A 17,572-nucleotide genomic window follows, 5' to 3' on the forward strand; every position below is an offset into this window, starting at 1 on the left:
ATTATTATGGCAAAAACCAAAACTGAATATACCGAAGATAGCATTAGGTCGCTGGATTGGAGAGAGCATATCAGACTTCGTCCAGGTATGTATATCGGAAAACTTGGAGACGGATCAGGACAAGATGATGGTATTTATGTTTTGGTCAAGGAGATTATTGACAACTCCATTGATGAGCATATGATGGGAAATGGAAATGTCATAGATATTTCTATATCCGATAATAAAGTGGAAGTCAGGGATTATGGTCGTGGTATTCCCCTCGGAAAAGTAATTGATTGCGTTTCTAAAATCAATACCGGAGGAAAATATGACTCCGGAGCTTTCCAGAAGTCAGTGGGGTTGAACGGTGTAGGTACGAAAGCAGTGAATGCACTTTCCAGTTATTTCAGAGTACAATCTATTCGTGACGGGAGAACAAAAGTAGCTGAATTTGAAAAAGGTGTACTTATAAATGATCATAAAGAAACAAAGTGTGACCAGAAGAATGGAACACTTATGTCATTTATACCGGATGATACCATTTTCAAGCATTTTAGATTTATTCCTGAATACCTCGAAGATCAGCTTTGGAACTATGCATTCCTTAATGCAGGTCTGACTATCAATTATAACGGAAAAAAATACTACTCTCAGAATGGATTACTTGATCTTTTGAAGAGAAAAACTGATGAAGAAAGTTTAAGGTATCCTATCATCCATCTTAAAGGTCATGATATTGAAATTGCTCTTACACATGCTAACCAATATGGAGAAGAGTACTATTCATTTGTGAACGGTCAGTATACCACTCAGGGAGGAACTCATCTTGCAGCATTAAAAGAAGCAGTTGTAAAAACAGTCAGAGAATTTTTTAAGAAAGATTTTGATGCTTCGGATATCCGTGCATCGATTGTAGGTGCAATTGCTGTAAGAGTGCAGGAACCTGTATTTGAATCTCAGACCAAAACCAAATTAGGTTCAATCAACGCAGGTCCGGACGGTCCTGCCATCAGAACCTGGGTAAATGAGTTTGTTAAAAAAGAGCTAGACAATTATCTCCATAAAAATTCAGCTGTTGCAGATGCTTTATTAAAAAGAATCCTGCAATCAGAAAGAGAAAGAAAGGACATTGCAGGTATTAAGAAACTTGCCAATGAGCGAGCTAAAAAGGCAAATCTTCACAATAAAAAACTCAGGGATTGCCGATTCCACTTTGACGAGCTGAACAACGAAAAAAGGCATGATTCTACATTATTTATTACAGAGGGTGATTCTGCGAGTGGTTCAATTACAAAATCCAGGAATGTGGAGTTGCAGGCCGTCTTCAGTCTCAGAGGAAAGCCTTTGAACTGTTTTGGACTTACTAAAAAGATTGTTTATGAAAATGAAGAATTCAATTTGTTGCAACATGCTCTGAATATTGAAGATGGACTCGAAAATCTCAGATATAACAGAATAGTAATAGCAACCGATGCCGATGTGGATGGTATGCACATTCGTTTGCTTATGCTGACATTCTTCTTGCAGTTCTTTCCTGATCTGGTGAGAAATGGACACCTGTTTATTTTGGAAACACCTTTGTTCCGGGTAAGAAACAAGAAAGAAACAATTTATTGCTATAGCGAGGAAGAGAAAAGAGCTGCCATAAAGAAACTAGGAGGTAAACCTGAAATAACCCGATTTAAAGGATTAGGCGAAATTTCTCCGGATGAGTTTGGGGCATTTATAGGAGAGGATATCAGGCTTGAGCCAATTTTATTACAAAAAGAAACTTCGATACAAAAACTGCTAAATTACTACATGGGGAAAAATACTCCTGAAAGACAGCAGTTTATTATTGAGAACCTTAAAGTTGAAAAGGATTTAGTAGAAAGTGATGAAAAAGATGCATTAAGGAAAGAAGCTAGTGTTATGGAGATTTAAAATCTGTACAAAAACAGGTTGCTCATTACATATATTTCTTTAATCGTATATTGTGGTTAACTAAAAAAGCTTGGGTTTTATCTAATTGTAGGTTAAATTCGTCTACAATCAAACTTTAGCCGCTATGCTAGACCACTATGTTTTAATGAAAGAAATTTTTCAACCTGAATTAGCCAGGAATTCGAAGAATGATTCGAATTCTGGTAATAAGAAAAACCCTCAAAAAAATAAAGAGAAGTTAAAAAAGAAGGGGAGAATCTTAATGAAAATAGTGGCCAGAAGGTTACTAATGCTTTTATAAAATTATGCACTCAGTACCTGTATGGTGGTATGAGGGATTTTGATTTCCAAATTTTAATTTTTTCCAGGAAGCCTGTTTTGAATAAAACAGGCTTCCTTTATTTAAAACAGTAAGAAGTTCTGTTAAAATCAGTTTTGGATTGTGATTAAAGCAATGAGGCCTAAGGCATTCATTTCAAAAACAATTTTTTTACCCTCATCAGAATTTTGGAGGGAGCATTGTTTGCCTGGAGTTATATAATAAGAGTAAATTTTTCTTCCTCTCTTCTGATAATCATGTTTATCAGGTCTTCCAAGCTTTTCCAGAAGTATTTCTTCTTTAAGTCCCAGAATTTGTTCTTTATTGTTTATCAGATCGGTAGCCATTTCTTCTCTTTTATTCTGGCAGGCTTTTTTATCATCAAGCCAAGCATTTTTATCAATCTCCGGAAATTTATCTTTTGATCTACAAGAATAAAAACCAACACAAAGACACAGTAAAAGTAATTTTATTTTGCTCATAATAAGGCAAAGTTAATAATTAGGCAGGAATGTGTAAATTTTCCGCTTCGGGAAAAAAGAATTTTATAATATATTTGAAGGATCCGGAATTCTACCGGTAAAACCTTTTGTTTAGATCAGGAACTTTAAAATTGAATGGCTGACGATAGAGATAATAATGAAAATAATATACAGGACCAGGGAGCTGGTAATGGTGGGGATATCATTCACGATGTGCTGCCTGTTTCCGGTATGTATGAAAACTGGTTTCTGGAATATGCCTCCTATGTAATTCTGGAACGTGCGGTTCCTGCTATTGAAGATGGATTAAAGCCCGTTCAAAGAAGAATCCTCCACTCTATGAAGGAAATGGACGATGGCCGATTTAATAAGGTAGCAAATGTCATCGGGCAAACCATGCAATATCACCCTCATGGTGATGCTTCAATTGGTGAGGCCATTGTTAATATAGGTCAAAAAGACTTGCTTCTTGAGACTCAGGGAAATTGGGGAGATGTCAGAACCGGTGACTCTGCTGCCGCTCCCAGATATATTGAGGCTCGTCTTTCAAAGCTTGCCCTGGAGATCGTTTTTAATCCGGAAACTACGGAATGGCAAGTGTCATACGATGGAAGAAAAAACGAACCTGTTACACTTCCTGTCAAGTTTCCTTTACTCCTGGCACACGGTGTTGAGGGAATTGCTGTTGGGCTATCTACCAAAATTCTTCCTCACAATTTTTGTGAATTGATAGAAGCTTCTATTCTCCATCTGAAGAACAAGAAATTTACCCTTTACCCTGATTTTGCTACAGGAGGTTCAATTGATGTTGCTAACTACAATGAAGGTCTCAGGGGCGGAAAAGTAAGAGTTAGAGCGAAAATTGAAGACCTTGATAAAAAGACTTTGGTTATCAGGGATATACCCTTTGGTACTACAACAACTTCTTTAATAGAAAGCATTATCAAAGCTAACGATAATGGGAAAATCAAAATAAAGAAGGTAATTGATAACACTGCGAAAGATGTAGAAATACTCATTCAGCTTGTTCCTGGCGTTTCTTCAGATATTACTATTGATGCTTTATACGCTTTTACAGAATGTGAAATAAGTATTTCCCCAAATGCCTGTGTAATTATTGATGAAAAGCCTCATTTCATAAGTGTTAATGAAATTCTGAGAATATCTACAGACAAAACTGTAGAGTTGCTTAGACAGGAGCTGGAAATCAAAAAAAGTCATTTACTGGAAAAACTATTGTTTTCTTCTCTTGAAAAAATATTCATTGAGAAAAGGATATATAGAAATATCGAAGAGTGCGAAACCTGGGAAGCTGTTCTTGAAACGATAGATAAAGGCTTGAAGCCTTATAAAAAACAGTTTTACAGAGAAATCACTCAGGATGACCTCGTTAAGCTAACTGAAATTAAGATCAAGAGAATCTCGAAATTTGACGCATTTAAAGCGGATGAGTTAATGAGAAATCTTGGAGAAGAACTTAAAGAGGTTGAGCATAATCTTGCACATCTGATAGAGTTTGCAATTGCTTATTTCCAGAACCTGCTTAAAAAATATGGTCAGGGCAGGGAGCGCAAAACCCAGATCAGAACTTTTGAGACTATTTCAGCCAATGTAGTAGCTGCAACAAATGCGAAGCTCTATATCAACAGGTCGGAAGGTTTTATTGGTCATGGTTTAAAGAAAGATGAGTATATCTGCGATTGTTCTGATATAGATGATGTCATAGTTTTCAGAAAAGACGGGGTTTGTGTAATCAAGAAAATAGGAGAGAAGGTCTTTGTTGGCAAAGATATTCTGTATGCAGGTATTTTCAGAAAAGGTGATGACCGAATGGTTTACAATATGGCATATCTTGATGCGGCCTCTGGAACTGTATTTGTTAAAAGATTCCAGGTGTTGGGAATTACCCGGGACAAGGAATATGATTTGACTAAAGGAAGTAAAGGCTCCAAGATCCTTTATTTCACTGCTAATCCGAATGGAGAAGCCGAAACCGTTAATGTTACTCTTGCTCCTACTGCAAAAGCAAAGATTAAAGAGTTTGAGTTTGATTTTTCTGAACTTGAAATAAAGGCAAGAAACGTATTGGGTAATATCCTGACTAAATATCCTGTTAAGAAAATACAGTTTAAAGCTGCAGGGAAGTCAACTCTTGGAGGTAAGGATGTCTACTTTGATGAAACTGTAGGTCGACTGAACAACGATAAAAAAGGAACATACATTGGGAATTTTGAAGGGGATGAAAAGATTCTTGTATTCTATAAAGATGGTACTTATGAAATAACAACTTATGAGTTGACCAACAGATACAATACTGAAGAGTTATTGCACATAGAGAAATTTGATCCTGATAGGCTTATATCTGCTGTTTATTATGATGGCTCATCAAAGAATTATTTTGCAAAAAGATTTAGGATAGAGACCAATACAGCAGGCAAGAAGTTTGGATTTATTTCTGAAAATTCAGATTCTAAACTGGTAATTATAAGCACTGGTAAAAACCCTGTAATTAAGGTGGATTATGCAAAAGGTAAATTTGTCTCTGTCCCTTCTGAAGAAATCAGCCTTAATGAATTTGTTGAAGTGAAAGGGTGGAAAGCTGTTGGAAATAAGATTAGTACCAATAAAATCAACAAAATACTTTTGCTGGAATCTTCAGATGAAGGTGAAGGAGAAGACGGTGGCAAAACATCGTCTGCTAATCCTAAGAAAAAGTCTAAAGATGATCAGTTAGGATTGTTCTAAAAATCAAAAAACGGCTGTTTATTAATGGACAGCCGTTTTTTTTGATATTTTTTATGAATAATGTGCGATTACTTTTTCATAGGTCCTGAATGTATCATTAAACGTTTCCGGAAGCATATTAAAATCATTATTACAGATATCTACCTCCACTGCATTTTCGGTAAAATACTTTAGTAAAATTCCCAATTGCATTTCGAAAGGAAGTAATTCAAAAGAAATTCCATTCAAAAAATGCAACTTATTGAAATTTTGAGAGTAAAATCCATCAAAATCTTTCCAGGCATTTGGAGCCTCTGTTTTTATTAATTCAAAATTTATAGTAGCATTCATATCTGTATACTTTTGGTAAAATTAATCGAAAAAGACATTTCAGGCCAGACAATTTAAAACGAATTGAATTGGCTTAAATTATTGATATTTAAAGAAAGCTATTATCGTTATAAAGAAACTTGTCCACATTAGCCGAAATGGGAAAACTCAGGGAATGTGATCATCGTATTTTTACGTGTAATTCATAACTTTTTATGCAAACGATTGTCAACATCAACACCAGATTTTCAGAAATCGGCTATCAGCCCAATCTGGGAAAAATTGCATTTAACGATCTGGCCAAAAGCCTCAGGTCTGATGAGACCATTTTAAATGTTGTGGAAGGAGCAATATCTAATACTCTTGGAGTTGCAATTGCAACAGATTATAGAGTCTTTTATGTCGGGGTCAACAAACATCATCAACCAGTATTGGAACAGCTTATTTATGATGATATCGTAGGGATTGAAGTTACGAAAAGTATGTTTGTTTCTGTTGAATTAATTGTTCAGACAAAAAGTAAAAAGGAAATCAGACTAAAAGGGTGTGATCCTGAAAGGGCAGCGGAGATGGTGGAGCTAATAAACCTCCTTATCCGGGAAAATTCCTGAAATATATTTCTCGTTTAGAAAAAAGTGTCTAATTTGAGGTATGAAAAGTTTGATTGAGTTATTTAAAAAATATAAAAAATACTATGTGGTAGACGCGATAATGTATTTATCCTTCATTATCACTTTTCTGCTTATGGTGTTGATCTTTGGATAGTAAATGCTGCTATCAAAAGAGAACTTCTAAAAAGAGACAAAAAAGGGACGCAATTCGCGCCCCTTTTTTATTAATATAAATCGGAATATTAGCTTTTTACTCTTTCCATGTAGTCACCAGTACGGGTATCTACTTTAATTTTTTCACCTATTTCTATAAATAAAGGAACTCGTATTTCAGCCCCAGTTTCAAGAGTAGCAGGTTTTAAAGTTTTAGTTGCAGTATCTCCTCTTATACCTGGTTCTGTATAAGTAACTTCAAGCTCTACAGACGTAGGAGGCTCTGCATAAATAGGAGTTTCGCCATCGAAAGAAACTTTAATGACCATCCCTTCCTTAAGAAATTTCAGACTTTCTCCAAAAAGTATTTTATCTACAGAAATTTGCTCATAAGTTTCACTATCCATAAGAACAAGGCTAGGTCCTTCATCATAAAGATAGGAGAAATCATTTACATCAACCCTTACAAGCTCAACATCTTCACCGGCACGGAACCTGTGTTCCACAAGTTTACCAGTCTTTATGTTTCTCATTTTTACCTGATAAAATGCACGTAGGTTTCCGGGAGTACGGTGTTCGTATTCCAAAACCTGAACCAATTCGTTATTAAATCTTAAAAAACACCCTTTTGAAATGTCTGAAGTATTAGCCATAAATAGAAATTTGGCTCAAATTTAACTGAAGTATTACTTAAAAAACAAATAAAACTTTAAAGAATCCTTTTAAAACCTTGTCAGTCAAAGTTGATACTGTCAATTGAAGCATAAATAAACGAATATAAAAGAATCATAGAAGCTGTGGTAAAAACATATCCAATCGAAAAGGTTACACCAAGGATAAAGCTCAATACCAATAAATCAAGTAATTTCATATGTTTGAGAAGATACGTTGAAGTTCTACAAACAATAGCCTGAGGAAAATCATTCCTCCATTTCAGGATTATTTATAAATAGCAAGGATAACCATGAAAATATTCAGGAAGAAATAAGTGATTAAAATAACCTTCCCTGAAGTTTTATTAAAACTACGTGCATTATTCCGTCTTCCTCTTCTGTCCAGAATTAAAGAATAGGCATTTGCAGCTATTATAAATAAAATAAAAAGGAATGTAATTGAATGAAGGGAATCGACTAAGGTGAAAGATGTAGTTTCGGGAAGTATGGAATCTATAATATACTTATTACCAACTGAAGCAAATAGCCCACCTACAGGAAGACCGAATTTGGGATCTACATCCTCCGGATCAATGACAAAACTTATTGCTGCGATAAAAAATGCGATATACATTCCCAGGAACAACTTGAAAAATAATCCCCAAGCGTTTCTTTCCAGATCAAGTGTTATAAAAAAAGCGCCATATTCTGAATGTTGTGTGTCCAACGTTATATCTCCAAAAGTTGTTGAATATTCATTTATACCTGTGCTTACTTTAAAATTGGAGATGTTCCAGCCATCTATAGCAAAGTCCTTATCAAACTTGCTGCCTGAGGTATCCGGGACAAACACAAGTTTGCTCGCATCAAACATGGTGTTTTCTATGTGAACTTTAATATGCTGTCTGTCGAATGGGTAGTCATGCACTTTCCAGTTTTGCTTCATGATACATTTCATTTTCATCAAAACCCATATTTTCCCGTCAATTGTATCTACCATCACATCGGGTTTCTCAATACTCTTGGCATTAGGAACTTCTACCTGGGTAGTGAAGTCAAACTCAGGATTATTATACAACATCCAGAGCCAAAGGCGCATAGTATACTCTTTATCTTTAAAATTTATATCATGAAGACTCAAAACATAAGCTCCAATGTTAACGGTGTCAGCAGTTCTTTCCTTCTTGGAAATAGAATAAGCAGTATTAAATGAAAAAGTAAAAATAAATATTAAAACAAATAGAAATCTTTGCATGAGCTTATTATCTCAAAGAAAATTAGTAAGAATTACTGAACTGAAAAAATCAGTTAATTTATTATTTTAATTTTTTACTGAATCTGTATATGTCTTCAGGTTTTCCCAATAGGTAAATTGTATCATTTACGAGGATGCATTCATCTGGACCTATTGAAGTAATCAGTTGATTTTTTCTTTTGATCGCAATAATTGTTATTCCGAATTTTTTTCTTATTCCGGAATCTGCAATCTTTTTATTTACAACTTCGAATGCTTCATTCTGCACTGAAAGGGCAGCTATTTCTATATCTGGTATAGCGAGAGATAAATTTTTTCTTGTTGTTGATCCTGGTAAAAGTCTCAGCATTTCATAATTGTCTTCTCTGATTTCCTGAATAAACTCTTCAATTTCCTGTCTCGGTACCAGATAAGATGTTAATACTCTTGTAAATATTTCTATAGATGTCTCAAACTCTTCAGGTATCACTTCATTGGCTCCAAGACTGAATAAAAGCTCAGTATCCTGTATAAATCTTGTGCGGACAATGAGGTGGATATTTTTACTGACGTTTCTGATATTAACAACAATCTGATTGGTAGCTACCGGATCTGATACTGCAATGACCGCTACTCTCGCTTTATGTATATTTAAATGTTCCAGTACAGGTGCATGCACAGCATCTCCGAATATTATATTTTCACCTTTAAGTTTTTCCCTTTTTACAGTGTCGGCATTGAGTTCAAGAATAACATATGGAATACTTGCAGCTTTGGCTGCTTTAGCAACATTCCTGCCATTTAAGCCATAGCCTATAATGATCAGATGATCCTCAAAATGATCAATTTTTTTCTTTGAAAGATACTCTTTCATTCCTGTATAACGGTCTGAAATATTGCTGGGCAATATAAACCTTTGTACCCAAAGTGATATTTCATTTCCAGACTTGATAATAAATGGAGAGATAGACATTGTAAGAATTGATATTGCCAGAAAGTACTGATAATATTCACCATCTAGTAATCCATTCGAAACACCTGTCTTGGATAATATGAATGCAAATTCTCCAACTTGAGCTAGTCCGAGACCTACTAAAATTGAACTCCTTATTGGCATTCTTAATAACCTTCCGGAAAAGGCTGATATAATAAATTTGAGAATTATAACAGTAAAGGTTAATAAAAGGATGTAAAAGGAATGACCTATTACAAATCCTACATTTAAAAGCATTCCTACAGAAACAAAGAAGAAGCTTGCGAAAATTTCTCTGAATGGAAGAATATTTCCCAATGCCTGGTGACTATATTCAGATTCAGAAATTATTAATCCAGCCATAAATGCGCCAAGCGCCAGTGATAAGCCTATAGAAGACGTAAGCCAGGCAACTGAAAAACAAATAACAACTATTGAAAGAATAAACAATTCTTTGTTTTTTGTTTTTGCGATTTGGTATAAAAGGTTAGGAACGATATATCTGGCAGCTACAAAAACAAATATTATAATGAGTGCTACTTTTAAGGTGAGAAGTACAAAAGGAAAAAAAGTTATAGGTTGTTTACCCGATAAAAATGGGACGGACAACATCATCGGAACTACTATAATATCTTGAAAAATTAAAATTCCCAGAATGGTTTTTCCATGAGGACTGTTAACTTCACCTTTTTCCTGAAGAAGTTTTAATACTATTGCAGTGCTGCTTAAAGCCAACAGACAACCGGCAAAAATAGCATGACCAGTTCCCCAGTATAACGAAGTCAGAATAGCAACAACCGCAGCTATTGTTAGGAAAACCTGGGAGGCTCCTCCCCAAAGCACTGATTTTTTTATTTTGGCAAGATCACCTAATGAGAATTCAATCCCTATTATAAATAACAGAAGAATTACACCGATCTCCGCTAAGAGCTCAACTTCATGAGAAGCTGTAACCAGACTCAAACCATGTGGACCTGCAATGGTGCCTGTTAAAAGAAAACCTATAATTGTCGGAAATTTGAGCTTCTCAAATAGGAGAGTAACTATTACTGCAATACCTAATATTACTACAATGTCCTGAAAAAGAGGGGTCATTACTCGTTATTTAACCTATTTTATTTGAAATGCGTATTAGCCTACTAAATTAAGAAATATACTAAGGGGATATCCTTATTGCTTTTCTCAAAAGCTAAGTAACATACTAAAATTAATATCTAAATGAAAAGAATTTTAAGAATTTATTGCCTGCTTTTTTTTCTATCACTTCAGTCCACTTTTAATGCTTTTGCCCAGGATAAAGACATTGCTAAAATACAGAGCCAGGTTGATGAATTGATTAAAGCAGGGGAATATGAAGATGCTTTGGAGCCAATATTAAAGTTGACATCCCTGAAACCTGAAGATCCTGAAATTGCATATAAAACGGGGGTCATTTATTTTAATTTAAAAGATGCAATAAAAGCACAGCCATATTTTGAAAAGGCAAAAAACGGAGGTGCCAAAGCATCGGACCTGGCTCTTTTTATTGGAGATTGCTATCATTTATCCCACAAACTGGAAGAAGCTATCAATGCTTATGAAGGTTATAAAGCAACACTTAAACTTAAAGAGAAAGACAAACTAAAGCTTGTTAATCAGAAAATAGATTATTGTAAAAATGGATTAGAACTTATTAAAAATCCTCAAAAAGTTACAATCACGAATCTTGGGGCTGGAGTTAATTCAAAATATGCAGATTACGTGCCCGCAGTTTCAGTAGATGAAAGCATACTGGTGTTTACATCGAGGAGAGATAATTCAACAGGTGGTGAAAAATTTCCTGACGACAACCAGTACTACGAAGATATTTATATTTCTCAAAAAGATAATGGTGTATGGGGGCCTTCAGTTCAGTTTGGTGATGGTATAAACACTTCTACACACGATGCTTGTGTGGGTATATCACCGGATGGTCAGGAAATCTACTTATATAAGATAGACAATGGAGGGGATTTATTTGTAAGTGAACTGAATGGTAGTGAATGGAAAACTCCTAAATCATTAGGCAGTCAGGTTAATTCCTCTTCCAGGGAAAGCAGTGCAAGTATTTCAGCGGACAATAAGACCTTATTTTTTACCAGTGACAGAAAAGGTGTTGGGGCTATGGATATCTATATGACAAGGAGACAAGCGAACGGAGAATGGGGCAAACCGATTCTTCTGGGGCCACAGATCAACACACCTCTTGATGAGGAAAGTCCTTTCATTCATGCAGATGGGAAAACACTTTATTTCAGCTCCAAAGGTCATAACTCAATGGGAGGTTTTGATATATTTTCCGTTTCCATTGATATAGAAACCGGAGAAATACTTTCCGAGCCTGTTAATGTTGGGTATCCTATTAATACAGCGGGTGATGATGTATTCTTTGTCTGGTCTGCTGACAACAAGAGAGCTTATTTCAGCTCTGAGAGGGAAGGAGGCTTTGGAATGAAAGATATATATATGTTGGAAAGAAATGCAAAGGCTTCACTTGCGGTATTAAAAGGGGTAATTATGAATTCCGAAACCAAGTCACCTGTAGCTGCAACGATTATAGTTTCAGACATTAATAAGAAAAAAATTCTTGGCGCTTATAACTCTAATAGTAGCACTGGTAAATATACAATCGTGTTACCTGCAGGTAAAAACTATGGAGTATCTGTGGAAGCTTTAGGGTATTTGTTTTATTCAAAAAATATAAATATCCCATCATTAAATGAATACGTTGAAATGAATGATTCCATCTTTTTGGAAAAAGTTGTGAAAGGTAAAAGAATGATATTGCGAAATGTGTTTTTTGATGTAAATAAATCAACATTAAGGGATGAATCATTGCCGGAGCTGGACAGGCTGTTAGAAATGTTAAAAGCAAACCCGAATATTAAGGTTCGGATTGGCGGATATACGGATAACGATGGAAATGACGAACATAATCTCAAGCTTTCAGAAAGCCGTGCAAAAAGTGTTTATGATTATCTGATATCTAAAGGAATTCCTAATGAACAGCTTTCTTATAAAGGCTTTGGTAAAGAACATCCAATTGCACCTAACGATACTCCTGAAAATAAACAATTAAACAGAAGGACAGAAGCAGAAATTATAGAATAGAAATGAGCCCCGTTAGTTGGGGCTTTTTCTTTATGTTTATTGTGGTCCAAACAATTTATAAGGAACATCGTTTTTTAAAAACAGTGTTACTTATTTTCCTAAATCTTTAAACTAAATTTAATCGGCCACCTTTGTTGTATTCAATAATTTTAATAAGGTATCCTATGAATACTGAGATCATAAGATTATAATGATGAAAAAAATGCCTAACCTAATAGCAGCCTTTTCGTTTGAAACTAAGAATCAATTTTTAATTTTAAAAAAAGTGAAGATTTTTTCATTAACCATATTAAGTTGTTTGATCTTGGGCATTCTAAATGTTAATGCCCAGAAACTTACTTTGGGAGCTAAAGGAAATTTTGGAGCTTCCAGAGTAAATTCTAAAAAACTTAAGGATGCAATAGGTATAATTGGATCACAGGAAGGATATTGGAATTTTTATTCTGAATCCATGTTCCGTTTAACCGGCGGTATAGGAGGTTTTGCAGAATACAAAGCAAGTTATAATCTATTTTTAGGGGCAGAACTTAATTTTCAACATACGAATACAAAGTATTATATAAATAAATTTTTTGATGATTTTGATTCACTTGGCACAGGTAAAAAACAAAGAGTAACCTCAGACTTGTATATCAGATATCCATCGTTTAACATTCCCATTTATGCGAGATTCCAATTTACTGAAGTAAAAAAGTATTATGCTATTGGAGGTCTAAGCCTGAATATTAATTTTAATCCGAAAATAATTGATAAGAAAACTGTAGTAACTGACAATTATGTAGGCTGGAATCTCGAAAACAATGATCTGGAGAAAAGTACTGATAAAGCAAAAGCCGATAATTTTAAGAATTTTGGTGCTCAGGTGTTTTTAGGTTTAGGAAGAAATTTTGGTAGATATGGCCGAGATGTATTGGTGGATATCAGGTATTATTTCCCATTGACAAAAACTCAGATCAACACCAGTGACCAGGCGTTTTTGGAAAATTCTGGCAATGGCTCTGTCTTTACCAAGACTGGAGTTGAGCATATAAATGTTACAACCGGGAAAAATATAAATGATTTCAGGGCTTCATATTTTACTTTGAATCTGGCTATTTCTCTTTATAAGAAATAATTTCATTGCAGGTAAAACCTGATTTTTAAAAGCTATGCTTGAGTTTCTGAAGAAAATATTTGAAGGGGATTTTATTCCCCACGGGCACTGCTATTTTTGGAAGCCCGAAATCCTTTGGTCTCATGTTATAGCAGATTCTTTAATTTCTTTGGCTTATTTCTCAATTCCATTCAGCCTATATTATATATTTAGATTAAGAAGAGATTTTTTATATGGAAGATTAATGCTTTTGTTTGCTGTATTTATTTTTGGTTGTGGTGCAACTCATTTAGTATCTGTCGTTACAATCTGGAATCCTGTTTATAGACTGGATGCTTTTCTTAAAATTATTACAGCTTTTGCCTCTATTGCTACTGCTATAATTTTGATAAAAAAAACACCCCAGATTCTTCAAATACCTTCTGCTAATGATTGGAGAAGGTTAAATTCAGAACTGAAGAATTCCAATGAAAAGTTAAAGGAGAGTAATGAAGAACTATTAAGGGCGGACGAAGTTCTGAGAAAAATCAATTCGGAATTGGAAGAAAGAGTGAAGTATAGAACTGAAGAACTTGAGGCAAGCATACTTCAGTTTAAATTCATGACTGATTCAATTTCTCAATTGGTCTTTACTGTAAATGAAAAAGGAGAGTTTGATTATTTTAATCTAAATTGGTATGAATATAGTGGACTTGATTCTAAGCAATCTTTTCAGAAAGGGGTGTTTGAAATTACTCATCCGGAGGACCTTGAAGAACTATCATCTTTCTGGAGACGGGCTTTACAAGAAGGGACAGTTTTCAGATATACTGGAAGGCTAAAAGATAAAGCTTCAGAGGAATACCGTTGGCATTTGATAGAAGCCAATCCTTTAAAAGATTCATTTGGAAAAGTTGTGAAATGGTTTGGAACCTGCACAGATGTAAATGCTGAAAAAATATATAGAAAAGAACTTGAACGGACTAATAATGAGCTGAAAAGAATCAATACCGATCTGGATAATTTTGTTTATACAGCATCGCATGATTTAAAAGCACCTATTTCTAATTTGGAAGGTCTAGTCAACTCATTGTCTCTGGAACTGCAAAACAGTAAATATCCTCAGGAGTTTGATTTATATCTCAACATGATGAAAAACTCCATCCTGCGATTTAAAACTACAATAAGTGAACTTTCAGATATAAGTAAAATTCAAAAGGACACAGAGGAAGATGTGGACCTGGTTGATATAAGGGAGCTATTGGATGAAATACTTCTTGTACATCATGATACTATTATAACAGCCAGAACGCAGATAAACATAAATTTAAAAACCACACAAATAAGTTTTTCACGAAAGAATCTAAGAAGTTTATTTACAAATCTGATCACCAATGCCATTAAATACAGATCTCCGATGAGAAGGCCGGAGATTACTATCACCAGTGAAATAATTAATGATATCTTGATCTTAACTGTTTCTGATAATGGACTTGGAATAGAAACCAAACAAATTGATAAGGTATTTGGAATGTTTAAAAGAGTTCATACTCATGTTGATGGTACAGGAGTGGGGCTTTATATTGTTAAGCGAATTGTAGAAAATGCCGGTGGTAAAATTACCCTTAACAGCACAGTAAATATTGGAACTACTTTTTCTATTCAATTACCCTTAGGAAGGGAAATTACCTTATAATTTCCAGCCATCCTTTAATCATGCGTTTATTTTCAACGTGCCTTAAAAAATAATAATAGATACCGTCTTCAAGATTTTCTCCATTAAATTCATTGAAATAGCCATCTTTGTAATACACTCTGCTTCCCCACCTGTTATATATTTCCAGATCCCATTTTCCTTTTTTCAGGTCACCTATCTTGAAATATTCATTTGTGTCATCTCCATTAGGCGTGATAAGGTTTGGTGGATCTTGAATAAATGGCGAGCAATCTACTATTAGTGTATCAGTATTGCGGCAACCATTATGTCCCGTTACTTGCAACCAGTATTTATCCTCTCCATTGTGAGGAGTGATAGTTGTAGATATTGTATCTCCTGTATTCCATAAATAGGTTGCAAAATTTTTATTTGCAGATAATGTAATGATGGTATCTTTGCAAAAGTTCAACTCATCAATAGGTTGCAGAATTTTTACCTCTGGGATTGCAAGGCCTGAAATAGCTATTGAGTCAGTTTTTTTACATCCAAATTCATTACTTACTTCAACCCAATAAATGCCTGGACTTGGCACTTTGAATGTATTAATAGTACTTTTATCCTGCCAGGAATAAGAATTGAATGAGTTTAGGGTAGAGACAGATATATTAGTATTAAGGCAATAAGAAGTATCTTCCGGTAAAATTAATGACGTTATTTCGGGAAAGAAATTAATAATCACAGAATCCTTCATTTTACAATCCAATCCTTTGGTTACTTCTACTTTGTACGTTCCTGAATCAGCAATTACTATTCTTTGTTGATCGCTGAAGGGATTATTATTAAATGTCCAGTTAAACTGGCTGTTCCCATATCCTCCATCGAGTGAAACCGAAGTCCCGGGACAAATTTCTTTATTCCCTCCAAGTTCCAGAAAGCCATAATCGGAAAAATATCCGTAACGAAATCCTGTTCCTGTTTCTGTTCCATTTAATGTTGCGAGATGAAAATCACCTTTCAGATTTTCTATGTATGCCGGAAGATCAGGAGGGACAATAGTGATGTCCACATCTCCTGAATAATATAGCCATGTGCTGTCTGTTCCCTTGACTGGTTTAAAATCACTTCCTTTAATCCAGTCTTTACCATTTAAAATAAATGAGTTTTCATTTCCTTTTCTGGTAACCAAATTCAATACAAACCTTTCATCATTCGTCCTTGTAAATACAATTCGTTTAGATCCTGAACACTGTAATGATGGAAGTAAAGCTCCTGCAAGTTCCTGTCCAAATCCAGATATATGAAATACATAAACCGGCTTATCTGATTTTATAAAGGATGCAGAATCAGTCATTTTAAATTCTAAGGTCTCTCTTTTGTTGAGTGTAGCAAAAAGACTATCTGATATATATATGTTGGTATTATCATCTGTCGCAGTAATGTAGGCTCTGTCACTAGAATATTCTCCGCTACCTTTGACAATTACATATTCTTTTCCCGTTTTATCCACTGAAACGATCTGATCACCGGCAAGATCATAAGAGATTCCTTCTTCAATTGAATCATCTTTTAATGTAACAGCTATTGGTTTGTCTGAGATAATTTCTGATCCAGACATATGCATGGCTCCTAAACGTGAAGCAGCTTTTATAGAATAACACTGCCCTCTGTTAAGTGTAATAGTGAATGGACTATCTGCTTTATGGCCAGATGCATCATTTGTTAGTGTTACTGTTATCCTGGTATTATCTTCAGTAGCTACAATATCAATGGACGACCATCCATCAACGCTGGCTTCATTATCCCAATATGTCTGAAATGGTGTTATAAAATGTGTCCCTAGGCCAAAATTACCCTTAAGTGTGAAAATGTCGGAATTCACAACATTGCCATTATTACTTCCCATTATTTCATAATATGCTGAAATAATTTCAGTTGAGGTAATATGCAGTCCTTTGTTTAATACAATTTGATCAGGTGTACATTCCAGCATTCCAAGATAAGATGAAAGATCTATAGACCTTGAAGAAAATGCGCTTAAAGAAAATTTAATTGGTTTGAATGCTTTATTGGCAGGAACAGAAACTTCTATGTTCGCAGAATTTTCAAATGAAGAAAATCTAAGATAAACAGGACTGTTACCGTGTTTTGAAGAAACCTTAGGTGCTGCAAACCAAAATTCTTTGTCAGTCTGAGCTTTTAATCCTGATGATAAATGAAATAAATAAAGAAATAAAATGAAAATGATCTTTTTCACATTTGCTAAATCAAAAACCCGAAAACTAAATTATAATAATTTTCGGGTTTTTAAGAGAATATATGAACAATAAAAA

The 17,572-nt window shown here is 34.6% G+C and carries 13 protein-coding genes; 6 read left to right on the forward strand and 7 right to left on the reverse strand.

What is annotated here, in order from left to right:
* Positions 1 to 6: 6 nt before the first annotated feature.
* Complete coding sequence (locus tag MYP_RS16990) at positions 7 to 1,905, forward strand: DNA topoisomerase IV subunit B (RefSeq protein WP_045465941.1); 1,899 nt, start codon at positions 7 to 9, stop codon at positions 1,903 to 1,905.
* A gap of 429 nt (positions 1,906 to 2,334) precedes the next feature.
* On the opposite strand, the gene MYP_RS16995 is transcribed toward MYP_RS16990, so the two are convergent.
* Positions 2,335 to 2,706 (reverse strand): hypothetical protein, encoded by a 372-nt coding sequence (locus tag MYP_RS16995; protein ID WP_045465944.1) that lies wholly within the window; start codon positions 2,704 to 2,706, stop codon positions 2,335 to 2,337.
* 135 nt (positions 2,707 to 2,841) lie between these two features.
* Between MYP_RS16995 and MYP_RS17000 the strand changes: the two genes are divergently transcribed.
* Positions 2,842 to 5,451 (forward strand): DNA gyrase/topoisomerase IV subunit A, encoded by a 2,610-nt coding sequence (locus tag MYP_RS17000; RefSeq protein WP_045465947.1) that lies wholly within the window; start codon positions 2,842 to 2,844, stop codon positions 5,449 to 5,451.
* A 51-nt stretch (positions 5,452 to 5,502) separates the two neighbouring features.
* On the opposite strand, the gene MYP_RS17005 is transcribed toward MYP_RS17000, so the two are convergent.
* Positions 5,503 to 5,781 carry a hypothetical protein gene (locus MYP_RS17005; RefSeq protein ID WP_045465950.1) on the reverse strand — a complete coding sequence of 93 codons (279 nt, stop codon included), beginning with the start codon at positions 5,779 to 5,781 and terminating at the stop codon, positions 5,503 to 5,505.
* Positions 5,782 to 5,975: 194 nt separating this feature from the next.
* Between MYP_RS17005 and MYP_RS17010 the strand changes: the two genes are divergently transcribed.
* Positions 5,976 to 6,371 carry a PH domain-containing protein gene (locus MYP_RS17010; protein WP_045465953.1) on the forward strand — a complete coding sequence of 132 codons (396 nt, stop codon included), beginning with the start codon at positions 5,976 to 5,978 and terminating at the stop codon, positions 6,369 to 6,371.
* A 242-nt stretch (positions 6,372 to 6,613) separates the two neighbouring features.
* Here MYP_RS17010 and efp read toward each other — a convergent pair whose 3' ends face one another.
* The 4 genes from efp to MYP_RS17025 form a co-directional block, all read right to left on the reverse strand.
* A complete protein-coding gene (gene efp, locus MYP_RS17015; RefSeq protein WP_045465956.1) occupies positions 6,614 to 7,177 on the reverse strand; it encodes an elongation factor P in 564 nt (187 codons plus the stop codon).
* An 80-nt stretch (positions 7,178 to 7,257) separates the two neighbouring features.
* Positions 7,258 to 7,395, reverse strand: coding sequence for a hypothetical protein (locus tag MYP_RS26155; RefSeq protein ID WP_156026825.1), 138 nt, complete (start codon positions 7,393 to 7,395; stop codon positions 7,258 to 7,260).
* 68 nt (positions 7,396 to 7,463) lie between these two features.
* Positions 7,464 to 8,432, reverse strand: a complete 969-nt coding sequence (locus tag MYP_RS17020; RefSeq protein ID WP_052430293.1) for a hypothetical protein — start codon at positions 8,430 to 8,432, stop codon at positions 7,464 to 7,466.
* A 61-nt stretch (positions 8,433 to 8,493) separates the two neighbouring features.
* Positions 8,494 to 10,479 (reverse strand): cation:proton antiporter domain-containing protein, encoded by a 1,986-nt coding sequence (locus MYP_RS17025; protein WP_045465959.1) that lies wholly within the window; start codon positions 10,477 to 10,479, stop codon positions 8,494 to 8,496.
* A 123-nt stretch (positions 10,480 to 10,602) separates the two neighbouring features.
* Between MYP_RS17025 and MYP_RS17030 the strand changes: the two genes are divergently transcribed.
* The 3 genes from MYP_RS17030 (at position 10,603) to MYP_RS17040 (ending at position 15,281) form a co-directional block, all read left to right on the forward strand.
* The gene (locus MYP_RS17030; protein WP_045465962.1) at positions 10,603 to 12,513 is read left to right on the forward strand and encodes an OmpA family protein; all 1,911 of its coding nucleotides are present in this window, start codon (positions 10,603 to 10,605) and stop codon (positions 12,511 to 12,513) included.
* Between the two features lie 304 nt (positions 12,514 to 12,817).
* The gene (locus MYP_RS17035) at positions 12,818 to 13,627 is read left to right on the forward strand and encodes a hypothetical protein (protein ID WP_197060109.1); all 810 of its coding nucleotides are present in this window, start codon (positions 12,818 to 12,820) and stop codon (positions 13,625 to 13,627) included.
* A gap of 34 nt (positions 13,628 to 13,661) precedes the next feature.
* On the forward strand, positions 13,662 to 15,281 hold the full coding sequence (locus MYP_RS17040; protein ID WP_045465968.1) for a sensor histidine kinase: 1,620 nt from the start codon (positions 13,662 to 13,664) through the stop codon (positions 15,279 to 15,281).
* Here MYP_RS17040 and MYP_RS17045 read toward each other — a convergent pair.
* Positions 15,271 to 17,496 (reverse strand): gliding motility-associated C-terminal domain-containing protein, encoded by a 2,226-nt coding sequence (locus MYP_RS17045; RefSeq protein WP_045465971.1) that lies wholly within the window; start codon positions 17,494 to 17,496, stop codon positions 15,271 to 15,273. The two genes, MYP_RS17040 and MYP_RS17045, sit on opposite strands and share 11 nt — an antisense overlap.
* Positions 17,497 to 17,572: the final 76 nt, after the last annotated feature.

Origin of the sequence: Sporocytophaga myxococcoides (genome assembly GCF_000775915.1) — a bacterium.
Lineage (GTDB): Bacteria > Bacteroidota > Bacteroidia > Cytophagales > Cytophagaceae > Sporocytophaga > Sporocytophaga myxococcoides_A.